The organism is Conexibacter sp. W3-3-2 (assembly GCF_009707605.1).
Lineage (GTDB): Bacteria > Actinomycetota > Thermoleophilia > Solirubrobacterales > Solirubrobacteraceae > Paraconexibacter > Paraconexibacter algicola.
On record NZ_WLYW01000001.1, the window covers coordinates 3,148,707 to 3,170,648 of the forward strand.

Sequence of the window (21,942 nt, forward strand, 5' to 3'; positions counted from 1 at the left end):
GACGGGCGCCCGTGGGGGCGCCCGTCGGTCCGGCTGCGGTTCGGGGGGTCGAGCTAGCGCTCGGTGACGATCGTCTTGACCGTCGCGTGGACGCCCGTGGCGACCTCGACGACGACCTGGTAGGTGCCGACGGCCTTGATGGCGTCGGGCAGCTCCACGTGCCGCTTGTCGACCGTGATGCCGCGCGCCTCCTTGATGGCGTCGGCGATGTCCTGGGTGGTGACCGAGCCGAACAGGCGGCCGTCCTCGCCGGCCTGCTGCGGGATCGTCAGGACGGTCTTGTTCAGCAGCGCCGCGAGCTCGTTGGCCTGCGTGACGGCGTCGGCCTTCGCGCGCTCCTCGGACTCGGCCTTGCGGCGCGCGGTCTCGACGAGGCCCTTGGTCGCCGGGGCGGCGAGCTTGCGGGGGATGAGGTAGTTGCGCAGGTAGCCCTTGGACACGGTGACGACCGCGCCCTTCTCGCCGACCTGGTCCACGTCCTGGAGGAGAATCGCCTCGGGCATGGGACTACCGGTCGCGGTCGCGGCTGCCGCGGTCGCGCGGGTCGGTGGCCGACTCGTTGACGTACGGGAGCAGCGCGAGCTCACGGGCGCGCTTCACCGCACGGGCGACCTGGTTCTGGTGGCGACGGCACGCGCCGGTGATGCGCCGCGAGCGGATCTTGCCGCGCTCGGACACGAACTTGCGCAGCGTCGTGATGTCGCGGTAGTCGACCTGGTCGACCTTGTCCTTGCAGTGCAGGCACGGCTTGCGTCGGCCGCTGCCGGACCCGCCCTTCTTGTCCCGTCGGCGGGGAGCTGCCTTCCCGCTGTTGCGCTGCTTGGCCAAAACGAAGTCCTCGGGTGAATCCTGGTGACAGTGAGAGCGCGCCGGTGGCGGCGCGCGAACGGGGATTGTGACACGTCCGGCCGCGGGGCGGCGTGCGATAGCACGCGCACCGGCCGGAACAGCACGACGGCCCCGGGCGCGGCGCGCCGGCGGGGCCGTCGGGCAGGCCGTCCCGTGTGACGGCTCAGAACGGGATGTCGTCGTCCCCGGTCGGCACGGAGCCGCCGCCGGACGGGACCGTCTGGAAGTCGCCGGAGTCGGCGGGGACCTCGGACGGGCCGCCGTAGCCGCCGCCGCCCTGCTGGCCGCGGGCCTGGTAGCCGCCGCCACCGCCCTGGCCACCACCCTCGCCGCCGCCCAGGAACTGGACGCTGTCGGCGACGATCTCGACCGACTGGCGCTTGTTGCCCTGCTGGTCCTGCCACTCGCGCCACTCCAGGCGGCCGTCGATCGCGACGCCGCGGCCCTTGGAGAGGTAGCGCGCGCAGTTCTCGCCCTGCGCGCCCCAGACGGTGACGTCGAAGTAGTTGGGCTTGTCCTCCCACTCGCCGGAGGCGCCCTTGCGCCGCGTGTTGCTCGCGATGCGCAGCTTGCAGACGGCGGTGCCGCTCGGCAGGGAACGGAGCTCGGGGTCGAACGTGAGGTTGCCGGTCAGCACGACCCGGTTGATGTTGCTCGCGGCCATTCCGCGATCTCCTTTCGGGGGCGAACGATGCGTCGTCGGTCCGAGCATAGACCTGGGTCCGGAGGGCACCCCCGGAATACCCGCTCGTTCCGCCTATTTGTTGCGAAGTCGCCCGGAAGCCGTCGCATCTGACGGCACCCCGGGAACACGACCGGCGCCCGAGAGGGGCGCCGGAGGGCACGACCGGGTGTGGCGGACGGGGCTAGCGCTCGTCCTCGACGTCGTCGGACGCGGGCGCGTCCTCGAGCGTCGCGTTCTTGAGGTTCGGGACCTCGCCGATGCCCGGCTTCAGCTTGATGATCCGGTAGCGCAGCACGCCGTCGGTGATCGGCAGCGTGCGGTCGAGCTCCTCGAGCAGCGGCCGCGGGGCCGGCGAGGAGAACTGGATCAGGTGGTACTCGGCCGCCGCGTGCTTCTTGACCTCGTAGGTCGTCGGGCGGACGCCCCAGTCGTGGGTGCTGGCGACGGTCCCGTGCTGGCCGATCAGGGCCTGCGCGTCGGCAAGGATCTTCTTGCGGCGGTCGTCGTCGGCGGTGCTGTCGAGCAGCAGCGTGAGGTCGTAGGTCGGGGCAGGAGCAGCCATAGCGACGACGGAAGGTAGCAGCGGGCGGTCCGTCCGCGCGTTGCGGTACGGGACCGAACGAGGGGGGCGAGTTCCGGCGCCCGGGAGCTAGTGGGGAGGATGGAGTCCTCACCGCCGCCCGTCCCGCTCCCGCCCGCCCGGCGAACGCCGCCCCTGCCGCTGCTCGTGGTGCTCGCCGTCGGGGCCCTCGTCGTGCTCTGGCCGCACCTGGCCCCGTCCGCGCCGGTCGTCCCGGACGCCCGGCCGGTCGCGCTCGCCGACCCGCCCGCCGCGGTCGCGCCGCGCGCGCCCGCCCGGCCGCCGGGCCCGTCCGCCGCCGGGTCCGTCGACCCGGCGGCCGCCGCCGCCCGCGCGGCCCCGCCCGCGGACCCCGCCGGCCCCGTGGCCGCGCCCGACGCCGACCTCCCACGGCCGGACGGGCAGCAGCGCGCACCGTCGGCCGACCGCCGCGCGCGCTCGGCCCGCCGCGCAGCCCGGGCGCGCGCCCGCGCCAAGGCCCGTAGCCGCGCCCGCCGGGCGCGCCGACAGGCGGTCCCCGCTCCGGCGCCGGCCCTCGCGGTGCCGCCCGCGCCGCCGCCACCCGTCCCGGCCCCGGCGCCCCCGCGGCGCCGGCAGGACGTCACGCTGCTGCCGTAGGCCCGACCGGCGGACCGAGGTCGACGCCCGCCTTCTTGCGGATGTCGGCCAGCTGCTCGTCGATCCAGTCGCCCGGGTCGCGCTCGGTGACGATCGCCTTCAGGCCGTCCAGGCGCTCCGCGCGGCGGCCCTCGCCCATCGTCAGCGCCGAGTGGATCGCGTCCGCCAGCTCCTGGATGTCGAACGGGTTGACGCTCAGCGCGAACTCGCCGAGCTCCTCGTGCGCGCCGGTGTTCTCCGACAGGATCGAGACGCCGCCGCGCTCGTTGACGAGCGGCCCCTCCTTCGCCACGAGGTTCATGCCGTCGAACATCGCGTTGACCAGCAGCACGTCGTAGTGCTTGTAGGCGGCGACCGCCTCCTCGAGGTCGTCGCGGAGCTTCAGCTGGATCGGCATCCAGTCCGGGGTCCCGTGGCGGTGGTTGACCACCGCGACGAGCGCCTCGATCCGCTCGAGGTACTCCGCGTACTCGGGCACGTCGGTCCGCGACGGCATCAGCTGCGCGACGAACGTCACCTTCTCGGCGAACTCCGGGTGCTGCTCGAGGAACAGGTCGAAGGCGCTGAACCCGCGCAGGACGTTCTTCGACAGGTCCGCGCGGTCCACGCGCAGGATCAGGTGGTCACGGCGGCGGCGCAGCAGCTCGGTCTCGAACTGCCGCACGCGCGCGGACCGCGCGACCTGCAGCGTCGCGCGCGCGTCGATCGGCAGCGGGTACGCGCGCACCCAGACCTCGCGGTCCTCGTAGCGGACGACCCCGGCCTCGTGGTCGACCTCCAGCCCCATCAGGTCCTCGCAGCACTGCAGGAAGTTGCGCCGGTACGAGCGCGTGTGGAAGCCGACGATGTCGTTGGCGAGGATGCCGCGGAAGACCTCCTCGCGCAGCCGGTTGGGCAGCACCCGCCAGGCGTCGGACTGCGTCCACGGGATGTGCACGAAGTGGTGCAGGAAGACGTCGGGGCGCGCCGCGCGCACGAGCGCCGGCAGCAGGTAGAAGTGGTAGTCGTGGACCATCACGACCGGGTGCTCGCGGCCGTCGATCTCCTCGATCACCGCGCGCGCGAGGTCCTCGTTGACCACCCGGTAGCCGTAGTCGAACGCGTCGATCTCGTGCCGGCGGATGTCCGGCGCATTGCTGAGGTCCCAGAGGTAGTGCTGGATGAACCACAGCATCGGGTTCGCGACGATGTTGTAGAAGCCGTCGTAGGCCTCCGCGTCGGAGGCGACGAGCTTGACCTGGTACTCGCCGCCGGTCGGGGTGCGGATGTCGATCGGCCGCCCGCCCGCCTCCTGCGCGCGCTTGGCGTCCGCCGGGGTCATCGCCGACGCGATCCACACCGCGTCGCGGTGCGAGGCCAGCCCGGTCAGCGCGGTGACGAGCCCGCCGGTGCCGCGGGACATCGAGCCGTCGTCCTCGAAGGTGACGGGGCCCCGGTTGGACACCAGGACGAGCGGGGCGGCGGTGTCCGTCGACATGCCGTCAACGGTACCGCGCGCGCCGCCCGCCCAAACGGGCCGGGCGCTCAGCCGCGGCGCGGCGCGGCGGTCGGCCGCTCGCCGAGCTTCACGCGCACGTCCTGCTTCTGCTGTCCGCGGTAGAGCGTCAGCGTCACGGTCTCGCCCGGGTCGTAGTCCAGCAGCCGCACGCCGAGATCGGTCTCCTTCTCCACGGGCTTGCCGTCGACCGCGACGATCAGGTCGCCGCCCGGCGCGTACGGGCGCGCCTGGAAGACCTTCTCGCCCGTGCCCGCCTTCAGGCCCGCGTCGTCGGCCGGGCCGCCGTCGGTGACCTCCTGGACCCACGCGCCCTTGGCGACGGGCAGGTCGAACTCCTGCGCCAGCTGCGGGTAGACCGGGGAGCTGGCGATGCCCAGGTAGGAGTAGCTGACCTTGCCGGCGGCCCGCAGCTGCTCGATCGACCGGCGGACCGTGTCGACCGGCACGGCGAAGCCGACGCCGGTGCCGTCCCCGCTCTCGGTGCGGATCTGCGAGTTGATGCCGAGCACCTCGCCGGCCGCGTTCAGCAGCGGGCCACCCGAGTTGCCGTGGTTGATCGCCGCGTCCGTCTGGATCGCGTCCGCGGTCTGGAAGCCGGTCAGCGAGTCGATCGAGCGGCCGGTCGCGCTGATGACGCCGACGCTGAGCGACTGCTCCTCGCCGAACGGCGAGCCGATCGCCGCGACGGGCTCGCCGACCGCGACGTCCTTCGTCGACCCCAGCGGCAGCGGGCGCAGCTTCAGCCCGTCGAGGTCCTCGAGCTTCAGGAGCGCCACGTCGGCGAACGGGTCGAAGCCGACGATCTTCGCGCCGACCTGGTTGCCGTCCTTGAAGCGGATGAAGACGCTGCCCGCCTTCTTGATCGCGGAGCCCTCGCCGCTGGTGACGACGTGGGCGTTGGTGGCGATCTCGCCGCGGTCGTTCAGCACGAACCCGGAGCCCAGGCCGCTGTCGCCGCGACCGCTCTGCCCGCCGCCCAGCCCGGTCGCGATCACGGTCACGACGCCGAGCGACTCGCGCGCGTAGATGCCGCCCGGGTCGAAGCCCTTCGCGGTCTCGCTCGTGGTCGGCCCGTCGAGGTTCTCGAGCACGTCGGCGCGCGAGGACGGCACGACGACCGTCTCGGTGCGCACCTCGGCCCGGGTGTCGGAGTCGTCGTCCTTCCCGCAGCCGACGGCGAAGGCGGCACCGCCCCCGAGGGCGAGGGTGGCGAGGACGACGGCGGGACGACTCGTCATGCGGGGAGCTCCAGGGTGAAGGTGGTGCGACCGGGCTTGCTCTCGGCGATCAGCTCGCCGGACATCCGCTCCGCGAGCTCGTGCGCGATCGCCAGGCCGAGGCCGGATCCCTGCGCGTCGTCGGAGGTGACGAAGGGCTCGAAGATGTGGGGGAGCATGGTGCGGTGGATGCCGGGGCCGAAGTCGGCGACCCCGACGCGGACGCGCTCGCCCCGGCGGCTCGCGCTCAGCACCACGTCGGTGCCGTCCGGCGTGTGCGTCAGGGCGTTGTCGATGAGGATACGCAGCACCTGCGCGACGCGCTCCGGATCGCACACCGCGTGCACGCGCCCGGCGGGGACGCGCACCTCGAGCGTCGAGCGGTGGGCGAGCAGCGCCGGCCGGAACTCGCTCGCGACGAGCTCGGCGACCTCGGCGAGGTCGGTCTGCTCCGGACGCAGCTCCAGCGTGCCGGCCTCGAGCTTGGAGAGGTCCAGCAGGTCGGTGGCGAGCTTGCCGAGCCGGTCGACCTGCTGGGCGATCTGGTCGAGGAACGTCGCGCGCGTCGCGTCGTCGAGGTCCTCGTCCTGGAGCAGCTCGACGAACCCGCCGAGCGAGAAGATCGGCGTGCGCAGCTCGTGCGAGGCGGTCGCGATGAAGCGGCTGCGGGCGTGCTCGAGCTCGGCGAGCTGGCGGCGCATGTCCTCGAGCGTCTGGGCGAGCCGGCCGAGCTCGTCGCTGTCGTCGACCGGGAACCGCGCGCTGAAGTCCCCGGCGGCGACGAGGCCCGCGACCGCCTCCAGGCGCCGCACGCGACGGCCGAGCAGCTCGGCGACCACGGCGCCCGCCAGCGCGGCGAGCAGCGCCGCGACGAGCCCGGCGACGAGCACGCGGCGGCGCACGACGGCGACCTGGCCCTCGAGGTCGGCGAGCGGGTCGGTGAAGACGACGACCGAGCCGACCTCCGGCCGGCCGTCCCGCCCGGGGAAGAACAGCGGCACCGCGGCCTGCCCGACGCGCCCCTCGCTGCCCGCCTCGGTCCCGCGCTCGACGCGACCGCTGCGCGCGGCCGACTGGGCGACCGCGAACTGCAGGTCGGTGATGTCGGTCCGCGCGGTGGAGTCGGACTTCGGGAACGTCTGCAGGCCGAGCGTGCCGCGGTTGACGCCCAGCAGCGTCACGCGCGCGGTCGACGCGTCCGCGGCGGCGCGCACGGTGCGGTCGAGGACGCGGACGTCCTGGTTGGTCGTGATCGCCCGCTCGATCGGCTCCGCGTACTGCCCCGCGGTGCGGGCGAGACCGCGCAGCCGCTCGTCGGTCAGCGACGCCTCCAGGCCCGGCACCACCGACAGGTACACGCCGCCGAACGCGGCGAGCACGATCAGGCCGAAGATCGCCGCCAGGCGCGTGCGGATCGTCGCCATCGCGCCCGCCCGGTCCTAGTCGAGGTCGCGGAAGCGGTACCCGACGCCGCGGACCGTGAAGAGGTACTCCGGGTCCTTCGCGTCGAGCTCGAGCTTCTCCCGCAGGTGGCGGATGTGGACGTCGATGGTGCGCGGGTCGCGGTAGGCGCTGTCGCCCCAGATCCGCGTCAGCAGCATGTCGCGCGTGAAGACCCGTCCGCGGCTCGTCGCGAGCGCCAGCAGGATCTCGAACTCGACGTAGGTCGTCTGCACCTCCTCGCCGCGGACGCTCACGCGCCGACGGGCGCGGTCGAGCGTCAGCTCGTGGATGGTGACGGTCTCCTCGTCCTCCTCGGCGGCCCCGTCGTCGCGGCGTCCCATGCCCGCCCGTCGCAGCGCCGCCCGCACGCGCGAGCTGAGCTCGCGCAGCGAGAACGGCTTGGTGATGTAGTCGTCGGCGCCGAGCTCGAGCCCGAGGACCTTGTCGATCTCCTCGGACTTCGCGGTCAGCATGATGATCGGCACCTCGGCCTGCGGGCCGCTGCCGCCGCGGATGCGCCGGCAGACCTCCAGGCCGTCGACGCGGGGCATCATCACGTCGAGCACGACGAGGTCGAACTGCTGCTCCTTGAGCAGCCCGAGCGCCTCGGTCCCGTTGGACGCGGAGACCACCTCGTAGCCGTCCTTCTCCAGGGCGAAGGAGAGGAGCGTCTGGATCGACCGCTCGTCGTCGGCCAGGAGGATGCGCGGGGCGCTGTCGGCCATGGGGTGCGTCCATCGTAGATCCCCGGCCGTCCCGGCTCCGTCACGCGCGCGGGACGACTACCGTAGGGGCCACGTGCTGGACCCGCGCATCTACCGAGCCGCTCTCGTCCCGGTGCTCGTCGCCGTGCTCGTCGCGGCGTTCTCGCTGGAGAACCGGCCGCGCCCCATCGGCACGACGCTCGCGCCGGACGCGTTCAGCGGCGAGCAGGCCAGCCTGACGCTCGAGCGGCTCGCCGCCGCGTACCCGCGCCGGCGGCCCGGGGACGCCGCCGACGAGGCGCTCGCACGACGCATCGCGCAGGAGCTCGAGGTGCTCGGCCCGCGCGCGGTGCGCACGCGCACGACGACCGCGCAGACGATCGAGGGGGAGCGCGAGCTGACGACCGTCATCGCCACCCGGATCGGCGCGCCCGGACCGGGGCTGGCGATCGTCGCGCATCGGGACGCCGCCGGCGCCGGCGCGAAGGCGGAGCTCTCGGGCACCGCGGCGATGCTCGAGCTCGCCCGCGTGGCCGCGCAGGGCCGGGTGCGCCGCACGATCTCGTTCATCTCCACCAGCGGCGGCAGCGGCGGGGCCGCGGGCGCCGCCGCCGCGGCGCGGGCGCTGCCGGGCGACGTGAGCGCGGTGCTCGTGCTCGGCGACCTCGCCGGCGCGCAGGTCCGCAAGCCGTTCGTCACCGGCTTCTCCAACGGGCGTGGGCAGGCGCCGCTGCAGCTGCGGCGCACCGTCGAGGCGGCGGTGCGCGCCGAGGTCGGGGTCGAGCCGGGCGGTCCGCGGGCCCCGCAGCAGTGGGCGCGCCTGGCGGTCCCGTTCGCCACCGGGGAGCAGGGCGAGCTGCTGCGCGCGGACGTGCCCGCGGTCCTGCTGAGCGTCAGCGGGGAGCGCGGCCCGCGCGCCGACACCGCGATCGTGCCCGAGCGGATCACGCGCTTCGGCCGCGCGGCGCTGCGGGCGATCACCGCGCTGGACAACGGCCCGACGCTCGGTGGGGACCCGCAGGCGGTCGTGCTGACCAACCGCAAGGTGCTGCCGCAGTGGGCGGTCCGGCTGCTCGTCGGGGTCCTGCTGCTGCCGGTGCTGCTCGTCGCGATCGACGGGCTGGCCCGCGCGCGACGGCGCAAGGAGCCGGTGGGACGGTGGGCGCTGTGGGTGCTCGCGACCGCGCTGCCCTACCTGCTGACCGCGGCGTTCGCGGTGCTCTTCCGGGTGACCGGGCTGCTGCAGGTCGCGCCGCGCGGGCCCGCCCCGCCGGGGGCGGTGCCGGTCGACGGGAACGCGCAGATCGCGCTCGTCAGCCTGCTGCTCGTGTTCGTGCTCGGCTGGATCGGCCTGCGGCCGCTGGCGCTCCAGCTCGCCCGGGTGCGCGAGCGTCCCGCCGCGGAGGGCGCGGGCATCGCCCTGATCCTCGTCTCGGCGGTCGTCGTCGCGCTCGTCTGGCTCCGCAACCCGTACGCGGCCGCGCTGCTGATCCCGGCGCTGCACGGCACCGTGCTGATCGCCGCCGGGGGCGTGCGGCTGCCGCGCGTGGTCGGCGTGCTGCTCGTGCTCGTCGGGCTCCTGCCCGCGGCGCTCGCCGCGACGATGGTCGCGTCCGCGCTCGGCTACACCCCGGCCGACGCGCTCTGGGCCGGGGTCCTGGCGATCGCGGGCGGGCACGTCGGGCCGCTGTCGTGGCTCGTGCTCGGCCTGCTGGCGGGCTGCGGCACCGCGACCGCGCTGGTCGCGCTCGCGCGCCGGCCGCCCGCCGCCGACGCGGACGGCGTCACGGTCCGCGGGCCGGTCACCTACGCGGGGCCGGGCGCGCTCGGCGGCGTCGACTCCGCGCTGCGGCGGTGAGACGACCGGAGGACTCGCGGCGTCGGCGCGTCCTGCGCGCGCTCTCCACGGTCCTCATCGTCGCCGGCGGCCTGATCGTCGTCGACGCCGTCCTGACCGTCACGTGGCAGGAGCCGCTGACCGCCTTCACGACCGGCCGGGCGCAGGCCGACCTCGAGGGCCAGCTGCGCGACCTGCGCGACGACGGCGCGACCGCGCGCGAGGTGACCGAGCTGCGCTCGCTCGCCGCGGAGCCCGTCCGGATCGCGTACCTCGCCCGGTCGCTGCGCCAGCGCGCACGGGAGGGCCGCGCGGTCGCCCGCCTGCGGATCCCGGCGATCGGCGTCGACAAGGTCGTCGTGCAGGGCACCGACGCGGCGTCGCTGCGTCGCGGCCCCGGGATCTACGACCGATCCCCGTTCCCGGGGGTGCCCGGCACCACGGCGATCGCCGGCCACCGCACCACCTACGGGGCGCCCTTCCGGCACGTCGACCAGCTCGACCGTGGTGACCGGATGATCGTCGAGATGCCGTACGGCACCTTCACCTACCGGGTGCAGCGGACCCGCATCGTGACGCCCCAGGACGTGTCGGTGCTCGAGAGCACGGGGACCGACCGGCTCGTCCTCACCGCCTGCCATCCGCTGTTCAGCGCCGACGAGCGGATCGTCGTGATCGGCCGGCTCGTCTCGGCGATCGGGCGGGGCGCCGGAAAGGGCGAACCGCTTCGCGGGCCGCAGCTCACCGACCGCGTCCAACGTCCGGCCACCGATCTCAAGCTGGACGCCGGAGCGGGTCGATGACCTCCGCGGAAGGCACCGGTCCGGCCCCCGGACTCGACGACGGACCCGGCGTCTCCACCCACCGGGAGGGCGCCCCCGCCCTCGACCCACCCGTGACCGACGAGGCCCGCACCGTGCGAATCCAGGAGCTGCAGCGACGGGTCGCCGCGCGCGACTACGTGATCGATCCGCTCGCGGTCGCCGAGGCGCTGCTGCGCCGGACCGACCCGCGCCGCGACCCGGTCCTGCTGCCGCCGGTCATCCGACGGCGTGCCGATAGCCCGCCAGCGCCCGCGGCGCCCCGTCGGGCCCGACGACCCTGAGCCGCCCGTCGCCCGGCGTCGCCGCCGGGTGCACGCGGCCGATCCACGTGACCGTCGCGGGCATCGCGGCCGCGGCGCGCGGGGGGCGCGGTGAGCAGCAGCTCGTAGTCGTCGCCCGCGGTGGCGGCGTGCTCGGCCGCGTCGACCCCGAGCGCCGCGCAGACCGTGTCCAGTCCGGGGGCGAGCGGCAGGTCCGCGAGCGCGATCTCGACGTCGACGGCGCTCGCGCGCGCGAGGTGCCCGGCGTCGGTCGCGACGCCGTCGGAGACGTCCATCAGCGCGCCGGCCCCGGCGGCCCGCAGCGCGCGGCCGAGCGCGAGCCGCGGCTCCGGACGCAGGTGCGCGCGGGCGAGCGCCGCGACCGTCGCGGCCGGGATGCCGTGCGCGGCCGGATCGACCCGGCCGTCGAGCAGCGCGAGGCCGGCCCCGGCACCGCCGAGCGGCCCGGTCACCCCGACCAGGTCGCCGGGCCGGGCGCCGTCGCGGCCGAGCAGCGCCGACTCCTCGTCGGCCCAGCCCACGACCGTCACGCCGACCATCAGCACCGGGCCGCGCGTCACGTCTCCGCCGGCGATCGTCGTGCCGGTGGCGGCGGCGAGCGCCTCCATCGCGGCGACGAGCTCGAGCACCGCCTCGCCCGGCAGGCCCTCGGGCAGCGCGAGCGTGACGTACGCCTCGCCGGCGTCCGCCGCCATCGCCGCGAGGTCGCTGAGCGCGGCGGCCATCGCCCGGTGCCCGACGTCCCCGGGGGTCACGCCCGGCAGGTCCAGCCGGAAGTGCACGCCGTCGACCATCTGGTCGACGCTCACGACCTGCACGGGCCGGGCGCGGACGACGGCGGCGTCGTCCCCGACCCAGCGCACGACGCGGTCACCCCGGGGGGTGAGCATCTCCTGCAGGGCGGTGATCAGCTCGTGCTCGCCCACGACGGGCGGTGCTCCGGAGGGGCGGGACGGGGTCCCGCGCGGTGGCGCCTAGCGGTGGCGGTAGACGATGCGGGCGCGCGAGAGGTCGTACGGGCTCAGCTCGACCCGGACGCGGTCGCCCGGGAGGATGCGGATGCGGAACCGGCGCATCTTGCCGGCGACGTGCCCGAGCACCTCGTGATCGTTGTCGAGCTTCACCTTGAACATGGCGTTGGGCAGGGCCTCGACGACCTCGCCCTCGAACTCGACCTTTTCTTCCTTGGCCATTGCGTCCAAGGTAGCACCGGATCGCGCTCCACGGCGCGCGCCGGGCGCACGAGGGCGCCTCCGACGGTCAGGGCGTCGGCGTGACGCCGCCGGCCGCGGGGTCCGGCGCGGGGGCGGCGGGGGCCGGCGTCGCGACGGGCGGTGCCTGCTGCGGCGGCGCCTCGTACGCATCGTCCGGAGTCTGCTGACCGCCCGCGCCGGTGTCGGTGGTGCCGGGCGTCGTCGCGTCGTAGGGACCGGGGGTCGGCGTGGCCGCCGGGCCGGGGGCGCCCGACTTCGCGTAGCGCCCGAAGAACGGCGAGGAGACGAACGGCTCCTTCGGCTTGGGCCACTCCTTGCAGGTGCCCTTGTCCGCGGCCATCGTCATGAACGAGTTGAAGATCGCGGCCGGCGCCTTGCCGCCGAACATCGTGCCCCAGCCCTGCACGTTGGTCATCGGCACGCGGCTGCCGGGGTACCCGACCCACACGACCGTCGTGAGGTTGGAGGTCATGCCCGCGAACCACGAGTCGGCGAAGCCGGTCGTCGTGCCGGTCTTGCCGGCGGTCGGACAGCCGGGGACGGCGGCCGCGGTGCCGGTGCCGGAGCGGACGTTGGCCTCCATCGCCTTGATCGCCTCGTGCGCCTGCCCGTCGGTGAAGATCTTCGTGCGGCGGGTCTTGCCGAGCGAGTTGTCGATCTTGCCGTCGGGGAACCGCACGCGCTGGATCGCGATCGGCTTGATCCGGTAGCCGCCGTCGTTGATCGTCGTGTAGGCGCGCGCCATCTCCAGCACGGTGCAGCAGTTGCGCATGCCACCGAGGACCTCGGCGGGGAACGCGTCGAGCTTGCTCGTGACGCCCATGTCGTAGGCGGCCTGACGGACCGCGTCGGGGCCGAGGTCGAGCGCGAGCTGCTGGAAGACGGTGTTGTCGGAGGACACGACCGCCTGGAACAGCGAGCGCCGCCCGCCGTACGCGCCGCCGTCAGAGTTCGACACCTCGATCTTGGTGCCGGTCTCCTTGTCGACGAAGTTCAGCTTCTTCGAGTCGTAGCTCGTCTTGTTGATGTCCACGCCGCGGCGCAGCGCCGCCATGATCGCGAACATCTTCGCCGTCGAGCCCGGCTGCCGGCGACCCTGGGAGGCGAGGTCGAACTTCGACTCGCCGAAGCTCCGCGACGACGCCATCGCCTTGATATAGCCGTTCTTCGGGTTGATCGACACGATCGCCGAGGACGGGTCACCGGGGTTGGGGAGACGCTCCGCGATCGCCTTGCGGGCCTGCTGCTGGGCCTTGAGGTCGATCGTCGTGTAGACCTTCAGCCCGCCCTTGCGGACGCGCTCGACGCCGTACTTGCGCACGAGCTCGCGGCGGACGTACTCGAAGAAGTAGCCCTCGCGCCGCTCGGTGAAGTAGTTCGTCTTCTTGACGCCGAGCGGGGCGGCCTTCGCCTCCTCGGCCTCCGACTGCGTGATGTAGCCCTCGTTGGCCATCGCCTGCAGCACGTCGTTGCGGCGGTTGAGCGCGCGCTGCGGGTGCTGGTAGGGGTTGTAGGCGGACGGCAGCTGCGGCAGACCGGCGAGCATCGCGGCCTCGGGCAGCGTCAGCTCGCGGGCGCGCTTGTCGAAGAACAGGCGCGAGGCGGCCTGGATCCCGTAGGCGTTCTGGCCGCCGACGGTGCCGTAGGGCACGGAGTTCAGGTACTTCGTGAGGATCCACTTCTTGCCCTGGGCGCCCTCGTGCTTGTTCTCGAGCTCCTCGGCGAGCTTCGCCTCGCGGATCTTGCGCTTGAAGTCGTCGGAGCGGTCCTCGGTGTACAGGTTGCGGATCAGCTGCATCGTCAGCGTCGAGCCGCCCTGCACCGTCTTGCCGCTCTGCAGGTTCTTCACGCCTGCGCGGATGACGCCCTCGAAGTCGACGCCCTGGTGCTCGTAGAACCGGCGGTCCTCGATCGCCACGGTCGCGTCCTCGACGATCTTCGGGATCGACGTGGAGGGGACGGGCAGGCGCAGGATCGTCGACTGGATGAAGCCGATCCGGGTGCCGTCCTTCGCGAGGACCTCGGTGTTGGCGCCCTGCTCGATCGGCTTGAGCGTCGAGAGCTCGGGGCCGGAGGAGGCGATCCCGACGACGTAGCCGACGGCCGAGAGCACGCCGACGATCCCCAGCGCGCTCAGCACGCCGAAGGTCAGGAAGATGATCCGCGCGGGGCCGCCACGGTTGCGGCGACGGCGGCGCTGTCGTTCACGTCGGGACATGCGCTCGTAGCGGATGGTAGCGGCACGCCGCCGCCGTCCGAGCCGGTGCAGCTCAGCGTGCGCCGACGCCGCGCAGGGCCGCCAGCGCGGTCGCGCGGATGTCCGCCTCGTGGGCGGGGCGCGTCGAGGGCAGCGTCGGGGCGGCGAGGATCAGCAGCCGGATGCCCTCGAAGGTCGACTCCGCGATCCGCACCTGCACGTCGGGGAGGGCCTCCTGCACGGCGGCGAGGGCGGCGGCCTCGTCGGCGTCCGGCCGGATCCACACGGACACCTCGACGGCGACCGTCGCGCTCTCGATCGACTCGTTGCGCAGCACGCCGGCGGCGAGCTTCTCGTTGGGGATGATCACCCGCGAGTCGGTGCCGGTCCGCAGCCACGTGCTCGTGAGCCGCACGTCCTCCACGGTCCCCGTCTCGCCCTCGAACGTCACCTGGTCGCCGACGCGCAGCGGCTGGGTGATGGCGATCTGCATCCCGGCGATCGCGTTCGCGAGCACCTGCCGGGCCGCGAAGCCGACCACGGCCGCGGCGATCGCGCTCGACGCGAGGACGGTGCCGGCGATGCGGTCCAGCGCGGCGAACTGCGACAGCGCGACCCCGAGGCCGATGACGACGATCGTCACCTCGGTGACGCGCCGCAGGAACCGCACGCGCGTGTCGGCCTCCGCCGAGAGCTCGCCGCCGCGCACGATCGTGGCCAGCGCCGTGGCGCGACGGACGATCACCCGGTCGACCAGCGCGGCGAGCGCGAACGCGATCACGAGGCTCAGCGCCGCCGTGAGCTGGTTGTCGTAGCGCGTGAAGAACGTCTCCGCGAGGATGTACGGCGGCATGGGCGTCGAAGGTACCCGAGCGTCGCGTCGCACCGCCCTGCCGGCGGTGCGCCTGGACGTGGCCTGGGCGCACGCCCTGCGCGAGGCGCTCGTCGCGTTCGCGATCTCCCGCGCGCTCGTGCTCGTCAGCGGCGCGCTCGCCGCCGAGCTGCTCGGGCAGTCCGGGCGCGCCCCGGGCTTCGACCCGGCCGGGGTGACGCACCCGTTCGGCGGTCTCGGCGACGCGCTCGTCGCGCCGATGGCGCGCTGGGACACCGTCTGGTTCCTGGCGATCGCCGACGGCGGCTACGGCGACGACCCCGCCCGGCCCGCGTTCTTCCCCCTGTACCCGCTGCTGGCCAAGGCCGTCGGCGCGCCGCTGGGCTCCTCGCTCGTCGGCGGGATCCTCATCTCCTGGGCCGCGTTCCTCGTCGCGCTCGCGGTCCTGCACCGCCTGGCGATGGTCGAGCTCGGGGACGCCCGCGCCGCCCGCTACGCCGTCCTGGCCTGCGCGCTCTTCCCGACCGCGTTCTTCCACACCGCCGTCTACAGCGAGGGGCTCTTCCTCGCGCTGTCGATCGGCGCCGTCTACGCGGCGCGCCAGGGCGCCTGGGCGTGGGCCGGTGCGCTCGGGGCCCTCGCGGCCGGCACCCGCAGCGCCGGGGTCCTCCTCGTCGTGCCGCTCGCGCTGCTGCACCTGCGCGCCCGCCGCGAGGCGGGACTGCCGCCGCTCGGACGCCGCCCGTCCGAGCACCGCCCGCTGCTCGCGGTCGCTCTCGTGCCCGTCGGGATGCTCGCGTTCTGCGGCTGGTTCGCGCTCACCGGCGGTGACGTCCGCGCCCCGGTCGACGCCCAGCAGGTCTGGTTCCGCGAGTTCGCCGGGCCGTTCGTCGGGCTCTGGGACGGGACCGTCGCCGCCGTCCAGGGCGCCCGCCAGCTGCTGTCCGGGGCGCGCGACCCCGTGTACTTCACCGCGGCCGGAGGTGATCCGTTCGTCGTCGCGCAGGAGAACCTCGTGCTGCTCGCGTTCCTGCTGGCCTGCGTGCCCGCGATCGTCGGCGTCCTGCGCCGCCTGCCGGTCGCCTACGGGGCGTACGTGGTCGCGGCGCTCGCGCTGCCGCTCAGCACCCCGGTCGCCCCGCAGCCGCTGATGTCCACGCCGCGGTTCCTCGCCGTCCTCTTCCCCCTGTACCTGTGGGCCGGCCTGCGGCTCGCCCGTGCGTCGGCCCGGACCGCGACGCTCGCCCTCGGCGCGAGCGCCATCCTCCTGTGCGTGCTCACCGCCCGCTTCGCCACCTGGCACTGGGTCGCCTGATGGACCGCGCCTACGACGTCGTGCTGCTGGACGCGCTCGGCACGCTGCTGGACCTCGAGCCGCCCGGGCCGCATCTCGTCGCCGCGCTCGCCGCACGCGGCGTCACCGTCGGCGAGGACCTCGCCCACCGCGCCATGGTCGCCGAGATGACCTACTACCGGGCCCACTGCGACGGGGCGGGCACCCCCGCGGCCCTCGAGGACCTGCGCGACCGCTGCGCGGCGATCGTCGCGCGGGAGCTCGGCGCCGCCGCGGCCGCGCTCCCGGCCACCGAGGTGCGCGCCGCGATGCTCGACGCGTTCCGCTTCCCCGCCTACCCGGAGGTCCCCGCGGTCCTGCGCGCGCTGCGCGCGACCGGCGCCCGGCTCGTCGTCGTCAGCAACTGGGACGTCTCGCTGCACGACGCGCTGCGCGCCGCCGGCCTCGACGGGCTGCTCGACGGGGCGGTGTCCAGCGCCGAGACCGGGGTCGCCAAGCCCGACCCGGCGCTGCTGCACGCCGCGCTCGGGCTCGTCCCCGCCGTCGCGCCGGACCGCGTGCTGATGGTCGGCGACACGCCACCGGACGTGCTCGCCGCCCGCGCCGCCGGGGTGGCCGCCGTGCTCGTCGACCGCTTCGGCGCGGTCGCGGCCGACGACCCGCTGCTCACCGGCCCGCCGCGCGCCCACCACGCGCCCGACCTGCGCGGGCTGCCTGAACTGGTCGCGGGCCCGGGTCCGTACCCTGGATGACAGGCATGACGGATCTGCGCGACACGACGACCGCCGCCCCGGGCCAGCGTTCGGCCCCGCCGCCGCAGTTCCCGGAGCTCCCGGACGGCGTCGAGCCGGGCACCCGGGTCCCGCGCTGGAAGCCGTGGACCGCGTTCGTCGCGCTGATCATCGGGTTCGTCGCCGCGTCGATGGGCTTCATCGTCATCGCGTCGATCTCGACCGCCTTCGGCTACACGTTCGAGGACCCGCCGCCCGGCGTCACGATCATCGCCACGATCGTCCAGAACGTCTTCCTCATCGGGGCCGCCGTGTTCTTCGCCGCGAAGGTCGCGCGCCCGCGACCGTGGCAGTTCGGCCTGCGTCGCCCCGCCTGGTGGCCCGCGGTCGGCTGGACCGCGCTGGCGTTCGTCACGTTCCTGGCGTTCAGTGCCATCTGGGTCTCCGCGCTCGGCCTCCAGAACGAGGAGGACACCCTGCCCACCGAGCTCGGCGTCGACGAGTCGACCGCCGCGCTGATCGCCGTCGCGTTCCTCGTCACCGTCGTCGCCCCCGTCGGCGAGGAGCTGTTCTTCCGCGGCTTCTACTTCCGCGCGCTGGCGAACTGGAAGGGCATCTGGCCGGCGGCGATCATCACCGGGATCACGTTCGGGAGCATCCACGCGGGCGGCTCCCCGATCGGCTTCCTCGTGCCGCTCGGCTTCTTCGGCTTCGTGCTCTGCCTGCTGTACGTGCGGACGAAGTCCCTGTACCCGCCGATCGTCCTGCACGCGATCAACAACTCGATCGCGTTCGGCAGCACGCAGGACTGGAGCTGGCAGATCCCGCTCGTGCTCGCGGGCAGCCTCGCGATCATCAGCCTGGGCGCCTACGCGGTCCGTCGCGGCTGGGGTCCGGCGCCCGCCCGGTCGCTGCCGGTCTAGATCCAGGATCGCGACGCCCGTCGCGCGGGTACGATGCTCGCACCGATGCGTCGCCTCCTGCCCCTCGCCCTCGCCGCCACCGCCGTCCTGCCGGCCACCGCCGCCGCCCAGGACCCGGCCGCCGCCCCCGCGCCCGCGGCCACCCCCGCGCCGGCCGCCACCCCGGCTCCCGCGGCCACCCCCGCGCCCGCAGCGGAGGCGAAGCTCGACATCGCCACCGAGAAGGTCGGGAAGACCGGGACCGTGCTCACCGGCGACCGCTGGCGCGTCCGCGGCTCCCTGCAGCCGTACGTCGACGGCCAGACCGTCACCGTGCGCTTCTACCGCGGCGGCAGGAAGATCGGGGCGCGCACCGTCAAGGCGCAGCGCTCGAGCACCGGCAAGAGCGGCGGCTTCCTCGTCGGCTTCACGACCCGCGGCTCGGGGGACGTCACCGTACGCGCCAGCCACCGCGCCACCGCGCAGCTCGGGACCGCGATCGCCCCCGCCCGCACGGTGAAGGTGCTGCCGCGCAGCGTCCGCGGTGGCTCCACCGGGTCCGCCGTGCGCGCCCTGCAGCGCGCGCTGGCTCGCCACGGCTACGTCATCGGGCAGCTCGGCGTGTTCGACGCGCGCACCTCGCGTGCGGTGCTGGCGTTCCGCAAGAACCTCGGCATGGCCCGCACCACCCAGGCCAACGAGGACGTCATGCGCCGGCTCGCCCGCGGCGAGGGCGCGTTCCCCGTCCGCTTCAAGAACCACGGCCGCCACGTCGAGGCCGACATCAGCAAGCAGGTCATGGCCCTGATCGGCGCGGGCGGGAAGGTCGAGCGGATCTACCACGTCAGCTCCGGCGCGCCGTCGACCCCGACGATCCTCGGCACCTTCCGCGTCTACCGTCGCGACATCGGCCGGCTGCCCAACGGGATGCTGCACTCCGCGTTCTTCCGCGGCGGCTACGCGATCCACGGGTACCCGAGCGTCCCGACCTACAACGCCAGCCACGGCTGCCTGCGCGTCCCCAACGCGGACGCGCTGAGCATCCGCAACTGGACGCGGCTCGGGACGATCGTCGACACCTACCGCTGAGCCGCGGGCGGGGGGCGCCGGGGGTCCCCCTCGCTACGACGCTCCGCCTCCGGCTCCGCGTCGGACGCCGCTCGGGGACCCCCGGCGCCCCCCGCTGGCGGTGAACGGACGTTTCCCAGCCCCTGGAGGGGCCGGAGATGGACAGCTAGAGCGGGGTCTCCGTCTCGGCGGCGAGGTGGGCGAGCAGGGCGGGCATCCCGCCGCGGGCGTGGGCGGCGCGCTGTCGGTCGGCGGAGCCGCCGTCGCGCAGCAGCCGCTCGATCTCGGCGAGGGCGTCCGCGTCCCCGAGCTCGGCGGCGACGTCGCGCACGCGAGCCGTCCACCAGCGGGCGATCTCGGGCACCGGGCGCAGCGCCCCGTCGTGCCAGAGGGTCGCCGCCAGGCCGTCGCGGGCGGCGCGGAAGCTCGACTCCTCGAGCGCCTCGCGCGTGGAGGGCACCGGCCACGGGCCGCCCTCCCGGGCGCCCTGGGCGGCGACCGCGCGCACGAGCGCGGTCAGCCCGAGCGCGTCACGCAGCGACGGCTGCGCGTCCATCGCGCGGACCTCGACGGTCCCGAGCCGCGGGTGCGGGCGCAGGTCGGCCCACAGGAACGTGTAGTCGGGCAGGTCCCCGGCCTGGACGACCGCGACGACGTCGTCCACGTAGTCCTCGAACGAGCTCCATGCGCGGGGGATGTCGGCGCGCGGATAGCCGCGGAACAGCTGGGCCCGCGCGCTCTGCAGGCCGCTGTCGGCCCCGTGCCACCACGGTGAGGCGGCGGCGAGCGCCTGCAGCAGCGGCAGCAGCTCGCGCAGGGCGGTGCACGCCCGGATCGCCGCCTCGGCGTCGGGCATGCCGACGTGGACGTGCAGCGCGGCGGTCGGCGTGCGGCGCAGCAGGCCGCGCAGCTGGTCGTGGATCGCGGCGTACCGCGGCGCGGGGTGGTGCACGACGTCGCCGCGTGCCCCGTCGGGGTGGATGCCCGCCCCGATCGCGGTCGCGCCGGTGGCCCGCAGTGCCGCGCGCAGCCGGTCGAGCGCGCCGACCCCGTCCACGGCGGTGGCGCTGACCGGGGAGGCGAACTCGACGAGCGCCGCGTACGTGTCCGGGTGCGCGCTCCCGGCCCCGGCCGGCACCACGAGCCGCTCGAGCGTCTCCACGGCGGTGTGGCTGAGGGCGTGCGTGACCGGGTCGACGAGCAGCAGCTCCTCCTCGACCCCGAGCGCGAACCCGGTGCTCGTGCCGAAGCGGATCTCGGGGATCGCCCGCTCGCGCGCGGGTCGGTCGTCGTGCGTCACGCGCGTCCGCGGCTGAACCGCGCCAGCGTCGCGAGGCCGTACCCGTAGACCAGCAGGCCCAGCAGCGCCGGGACGCCGCGCCGGACCCAGCGGTCGTCGCTGCCGTCGACGATCGAGGCGAACGGCGCGAGCGCGACGTCGTTGACGTCGTCGACGAGCTCGCGGACGGTGCCGTGGGCGGCCTCGCGTGCCCGCTCCTGCTGCGGGGAGGGGTCGACGGCGACGCTCGGCCGGTCCGCCACGGCGGCCGCGGTCTCGCGGCTCGCCTCGCGCGTCTCGTCGATCGCGAACAGCGCGAAGCCGACGAGGATCGCGAGGCTCAGGAGCACCGACACGGCGCGGATGGGGCCTTCGAGCACAACGGATAGCGTAGAGCGCATGGACGCCCGTTCCCGGCTGATCGACGAGCTTCGTACGCACGCCCTCGTGCTCGGCGAGGTGACCCTCTCCAGCGGTGCGACCGCCCAGTACTACGTCGACGCGAAGCGGGCGACGCTGCTCCCGGTCGGGTTCGCCGCGCTCGGCGAGCTCGTCGCGCACCACGCCCGCGAGTGGGGGGCGACCGCGGTCGGCGGGCTGACGATGGGCGCCGATCCCGTGGCGTGCGCCGCGCTGGCGGGCGGCGCGGACGTCAAGGCGTTCTTCATCCGCAAGGGCGCGGCCAAGCAGCACGGGCTGCAGCGGCGCGTCGAGGGTCCGCTCCTCACCGCGCAGGACCGGTGCCTGGTCGTCGAGGACGTCGTGACGACGGGCGGCTCGACGATCGAGGCGATCGAGGCGCTGCAGGCCGAGGGTCGCACGATCGTCGGCGTGCTGACCGTCCTGGACCGGCTCGCGGGCGGGGCCGAGCGGATCCGCGCGGCGGCCGGGGAGGGCGTGCCGTACGTGGCCCTGGCGACGATCGACGACGTGCACCCCGACCGTCCGGATCGCTGATGGCCGGCGAGCGCGTCTGCCTCGTCACGGCGCCGGCGGAGCGCGCGGACGACATCGCGCGCGTGCTCGTGCAGGAGCGGCTCGCCGCGTGCGTGAACATCGTGCCGTCCGTGCGGTCGGTGTACCGCTGGGAGGGCGAGGTCCAGCAGGACGAGGAGGCGCTCCTGGTCGTCAAGACGACGGCGGACCGACTGGTCGCCCTGGACGCGCGGCTGGCCGACGTCCACCCGTACGACACCTACGAGCTCGTCGCGCTCGAGGTGACGGGCGGCAACGCCGCGTACCTCGCCTGGATCGGCGCGGGCGTCACGCCCGGCTGAGCGGGCGGGGCGGGCGGGAACCGCTTCGTGCCGCGGGCCGTTCGCGGCGAACCGGGTGAGCGCCCGCCCACATCTGGATCGCGGATCACGCAGATGGGCCGGAGGACGGCGCCGGATGCTGAGATGCTCCCTCCTTAGGATTCGCCCGTGATGAAGCGGCTGCTCGTATCTGCCGTCGCGTGCCTCGTGGTGGGGCTGGTGGCAGGTCTCATCTTCGGGCCCATGGTCGGACTGCTCGCCGGCGTCGCCGGCTTCGGTGGGCGGGCCGTTGATCGTTGGATAGATGCGCGACGACGCTCGTCGACGACCGAAACGCGCGCGGTCGGACGCCGGAGGTCGCGACGCAGGCCGCGCGATTGACCCGTTGGGTCACCGGCGGACGCTCCATGCCGGCCGAGGCCGGCGGAAAGAGACCGCAGCCGCGCAACCAGCTGTGCCTCACGGCACGCGACACGATCGCGACCGCAGTGGGCTGCTTCAGCCTCCGAGACATCCGTCGAGGCCGGGCCTAGATGTCCATCATTCCGGGCCCGCGCAAGACCCCGGCGCAGCTCGCTCGGCTAGAGGCCACCCGGCAGGCCCTCCAGCGGCGCCATCCGGAGTGGACGCTCC

The 21,942-nt window shown here is 74.5% G+C and carries 24 protein-coding genes; 10 read left to right on the forward strand and 14 right to left on the reverse strand.

Features of this window, described 5'->3' with window-relative positions; translation table 11 throughout:
* Positions 1-53 precede the first annotated feature (53 nt).
* The 4 genes from rplI to rpsF all read right to left on the reverse strand — a co-directional run bounded on the left by rplI (position 54) and on the right by rpsF (position 2,096).
* Positions 54-503 (reverse strand): 50S ribosomal protein L9, encoded by a 450-nt coding sequence (gene rplI / locus GKE82_RS15285; protein WP_107567753.1) that lies wholly within the window; start codon positions 501-503, stop codon positions 54-56.
* 4 nt (positions 504-507) lie between these two features.
* A complete protein-coding gene (rpsR, locus tag GKE82_RS15290; RefSeq protein ID WP_107567755.1) occupies positions 508-828 on the reverse strand; it encodes a 30S ribosomal protein S18 in 321 nt (106 codons plus the stop codon).
* Positions 829-1,012: 184 nt separating this feature from the next.
* A complete protein-coding gene (locus tag GKE82_RS15295; RefSeq protein WP_107567757.1) occupies positions 1,013-1,513 on the reverse strand; it encodes a single-stranded DNA-binding protein in 501 nt (166 codons plus the stop codon).
* 202 nt (positions 1,514-1,715) lie between these two features.
* Entirely contained in the window at positions 1,716-2,096 is a 381-nt protein-coding gene (gene rpsF / locus GKE82_RS15300) for a 30S ribosomal protein S6 (protein WP_107567759.1), read from the reverse strand.
* A gap of 99 nt (positions 2,097-2,195) precedes the next feature.
* Here rpsF and GKE82_RS15305 point away from each other — a divergent pair, with 99 nt between their 5' ends.
* A complete protein-coding gene (locus GKE82_RS15305; RefSeq protein WP_154733878.1) occupies positions 2,196-2,732 on the forward strand; it encodes a hypothetical protein in 537 nt (178 codons plus the stop codon).
* On the opposite strand, the gene GKE82_RS15310 is transcribed toward GKE82_RS15305, so the two are convergent.
* The 4 genes from GKE82_RS15310 to GKE82_RS15325 are packed head-to-tail and all read right to left on the reverse strand — an operon-like array spanning position 2,716 to position 7,615.
* Positions 2,716-4,209, reverse strand: a complete 1,494-nt coding sequence (locus GKE82_RS15310) for a trehalose-6-phosphate synthase (RefSeq protein WP_107567763.1) — start codon at positions 4,207-4,209, stop codon at positions 2,716-2,718. The two genes, GKE82_RS15305 and GKE82_RS15310, sit on opposite strands and share 17 nt — an antisense overlap.
* 47 nt (positions 4,210-4,256) lie before the next feature.
* Positions 4,257-5,468 (reverse strand): S1C family serine protease, encoded by a 1,212-nt coding sequence (locus GKE82_RS15315; protein WP_107567765.1) that lies wholly within the window; start codon positions 5,466-5,468, stop codon positions 4,257-4,259.
* Entirely contained in the window at positions 5,465-6,871 is a 1,407-nt protein-coding gene (locus GKE82_RS15320; RefSeq protein WP_107567767.1) for a HAMP domain-containing sensor histidine kinase, read from the reverse strand. Before GKE82_RS15320 ends, GKE82_RS15315 begins: the two co-directional genes overlap by 4 nt.
* Before the next feature lie 15 nt (positions 6,872-6,886).
* The gene (locus GKE82_RS15325; protein ID WP_107569644.1) at positions 6,887-7,615 is read right to left on the reverse strand and encodes a response regulator transcription factor; all 729 of its coding nucleotides are present in this window, start codon (positions 7,613-7,615) and stop codon (positions 6,887-6,889) included.
* 73 nt (positions 7,616-7,688) lie between these two features.
* Between GKE82_RS15325 and GKE82_RS15330 the strand changes: the two genes are divergently transcribed.
* Positions 7,689-9,452 (forward strand): M28 family peptidase, encoded by a 1,764-nt coding sequence (locus tag GKE82_RS15330; RefSeq protein ID WP_196189253.1) that lies wholly within the window; start codon positions 7,689-7,691, stop codon positions 9,450-9,452.
* The gene (locus GKE82_RS30855; RefSeq protein ID WP_196189254.1) at positions 9,449-10,234 is read left to right on the forward strand and encodes a class E sortase; all 786 of its coding nucleotides are present in this window, start codon (positions 9,449-9,451) and stop codon (positions 10,232-10,234) included. Before GKE82_RS15330 ends, GKE82_RS30855 begins: the two co-directional genes overlap by 4 nt.
* A gap of 154 nt (positions 10,235-10,388) precedes the next feature.
* Here GKE82_RS30855 and thiL read toward each other — a convergent pair whose 3' ends face one another.
* The 4 genes from thiL to GKE82_RS15355 form a co-directional block, all read right to left on the reverse strand.
* The gene (gene thiL / locus GKE82_RS15340) at positions 10,389-11,462 is read right to left on the reverse strand and encodes a thiamine-phosphate kinase (protein WP_154733880.1); all 1,074 of its coding nucleotides are present in this window, start codon (positions 11,460-11,462) and stop codon (positions 10,389-10,391) included.
* Between the two features lie 48 nt (positions 11,463-11,510).
* A complete protein-coding gene (gene infA / locus GKE82_RS15345; RefSeq protein WP_107567775.1) occupies positions 11,511-11,729 on the reverse strand; it encodes a translation initiation factor IF-1 in 219 nt (72 codons plus the stop codon).
* Positions 11,730-11,796: 67 nt separating this feature from the next.
* Positions 11,797-13,968, reverse strand: a complete 2,172-nt coding sequence (locus GKE82_RS15350; RefSeq protein ID WP_154733881.1) for a transglycosylase domain-containing protein — start codon at positions 13,966-13,968, stop codon at positions 11,797-11,799.
* A gap of 52 nt (positions 13,969-14,020) precedes the next feature.
* A complete protein-coding gene (locus GKE82_RS15355) occupies positions 14,021-14,800 on the reverse strand; it encodes a mechanosensitive ion channel family protein (RefSeq protein WP_154733882.1) in 780 nt (259 codons plus the stop codon).
* Here GKE82_RS15355 and GKE82_RS15360 point away from each other — a divergent pair.
* From GKE82_RS15360 to GKE82_RS15375, 4 genes are read left to right on the forward strand one after another with little or no spacing between them, the layout of a single operon-like run.
* Complete coding sequence (locus tag GKE82_RS15360) at positions 14,799-16,094, forward strand: mannosyltransferase family protein (RefSeq protein ID WP_196189255.1); 1,296 nt, start codon at positions 14,799-14,801, stop codon at positions 16,092-16,094. The two genes, GKE82_RS15355 and GKE82_RS15360, sit on opposite strands and share 2 nt — an antisense overlap.
* Positions 16,094-16,825, forward strand: coding sequence for an HAD family hydrolase (locus tag GKE82_RS15365; protein WP_154733884.1), 732 nt, complete (start codon positions 16,094-16,096; stop codon positions 16,823-16,825). The genes GKE82_RS15360 and GKE82_RS15365 overlap by 1 nt, the downstream gene beginning before the upstream one ends.
* A gap of 5 nt (positions 16,826-16,830) precedes the next feature.
* Positions 16,831-17,727, forward strand: coding sequence for a CPBP family intramembrane glutamic endopeptidase (locus GKE82_RS15370; protein ID WP_196189256.1), 897 nt, complete (start codon positions 16,831-16,833; stop codon positions 17,725-17,727).
* A gap of 45 nt (positions 17,728-17,772) precedes the next feature.
* A complete protein-coding gene (locus GKE82_RS15375) occupies positions 17,773-18,795 on the forward strand; it encodes a L,D-transpeptidase family protein (RefSeq protein WP_154733886.1) in 1,023 nt (340 codons plus the stop codon).
* 145 nt (positions 18,796-18,940) lie between these two features.
* Here the strand turns inward: GKE82_RS15375 and GKE82_RS15380 are convergent, their stop codons facing one another.
* Both GKE82_RS15380 and GKE82_RS27170 read right to left on the reverse strand, forming a co-directional pair.
* Positions 18,941-20,074: a YbdK family carboxylate-amine ligase gene (locus GKE82_RS15380; protein ID WP_196189257.1), complete on the reverse strand. Its 1,134-nt coding sequence runs from the start codon at positions 20,072-20,074 to the stop codon at positions 18,941-18,943.
* Entirely contained in the window at positions 20,071-20,433 is a 363-nt protein-coding gene (locus GKE82_RS27170; RefSeq protein ID WP_107567791.1) for a hypothetical protein, read from the reverse strand. Before GKE82_RS27170 ends, GKE82_RS15380 begins: the two co-directional genes overlap by 4 nt.
* Positions 20,434-20,452: 19 nt before the next feature.
* Here GKE82_RS27170 and GKE82_RS15385 point away from each other — a divergent pair, with 19 nt between their 5' ends.
* From GKE82_RS15385 to GKE82_RS15395, 3 genes are all read left to right on the forward strand, one after another.
* Positions 20,453-21,010, forward strand: a complete 558-nt coding sequence (locus GKE82_RS15385; RefSeq protein ID WP_107567793.1) for an orotate phosphoribosyltransferase — start codon at positions 20,453-20,455, stop codon at positions 21,008-21,010.
* Positions 21,010-21,330: a divalent-cation tolerance protein CutA gene (gene cutA, locus GKE82_RS15390; RefSeq protein WP_154733888.1), complete on the forward strand. Its 321-nt coding sequence runs from the start codon at positions 21,010-21,012 to the stop codon at positions 21,328-21,330. Before GKE82_RS15385 ends, cutA begins: the two co-directional genes overlap by 1 nt.
* A 150-nt stretch (positions 21,331-21,480) precedes the next feature.
* Complete coding sequence (locus tag GKE82_RS15395) at positions 21,481-21,690, forward strand: hypothetical protein (RefSeq protein WP_154733889.1); 210 nt, start codon at positions 21,481-21,483, stop codon at positions 21,688-21,690.
* The last annotated feature ends 252 nt before the right edge of the window (positions 21,691-21,942 follow it).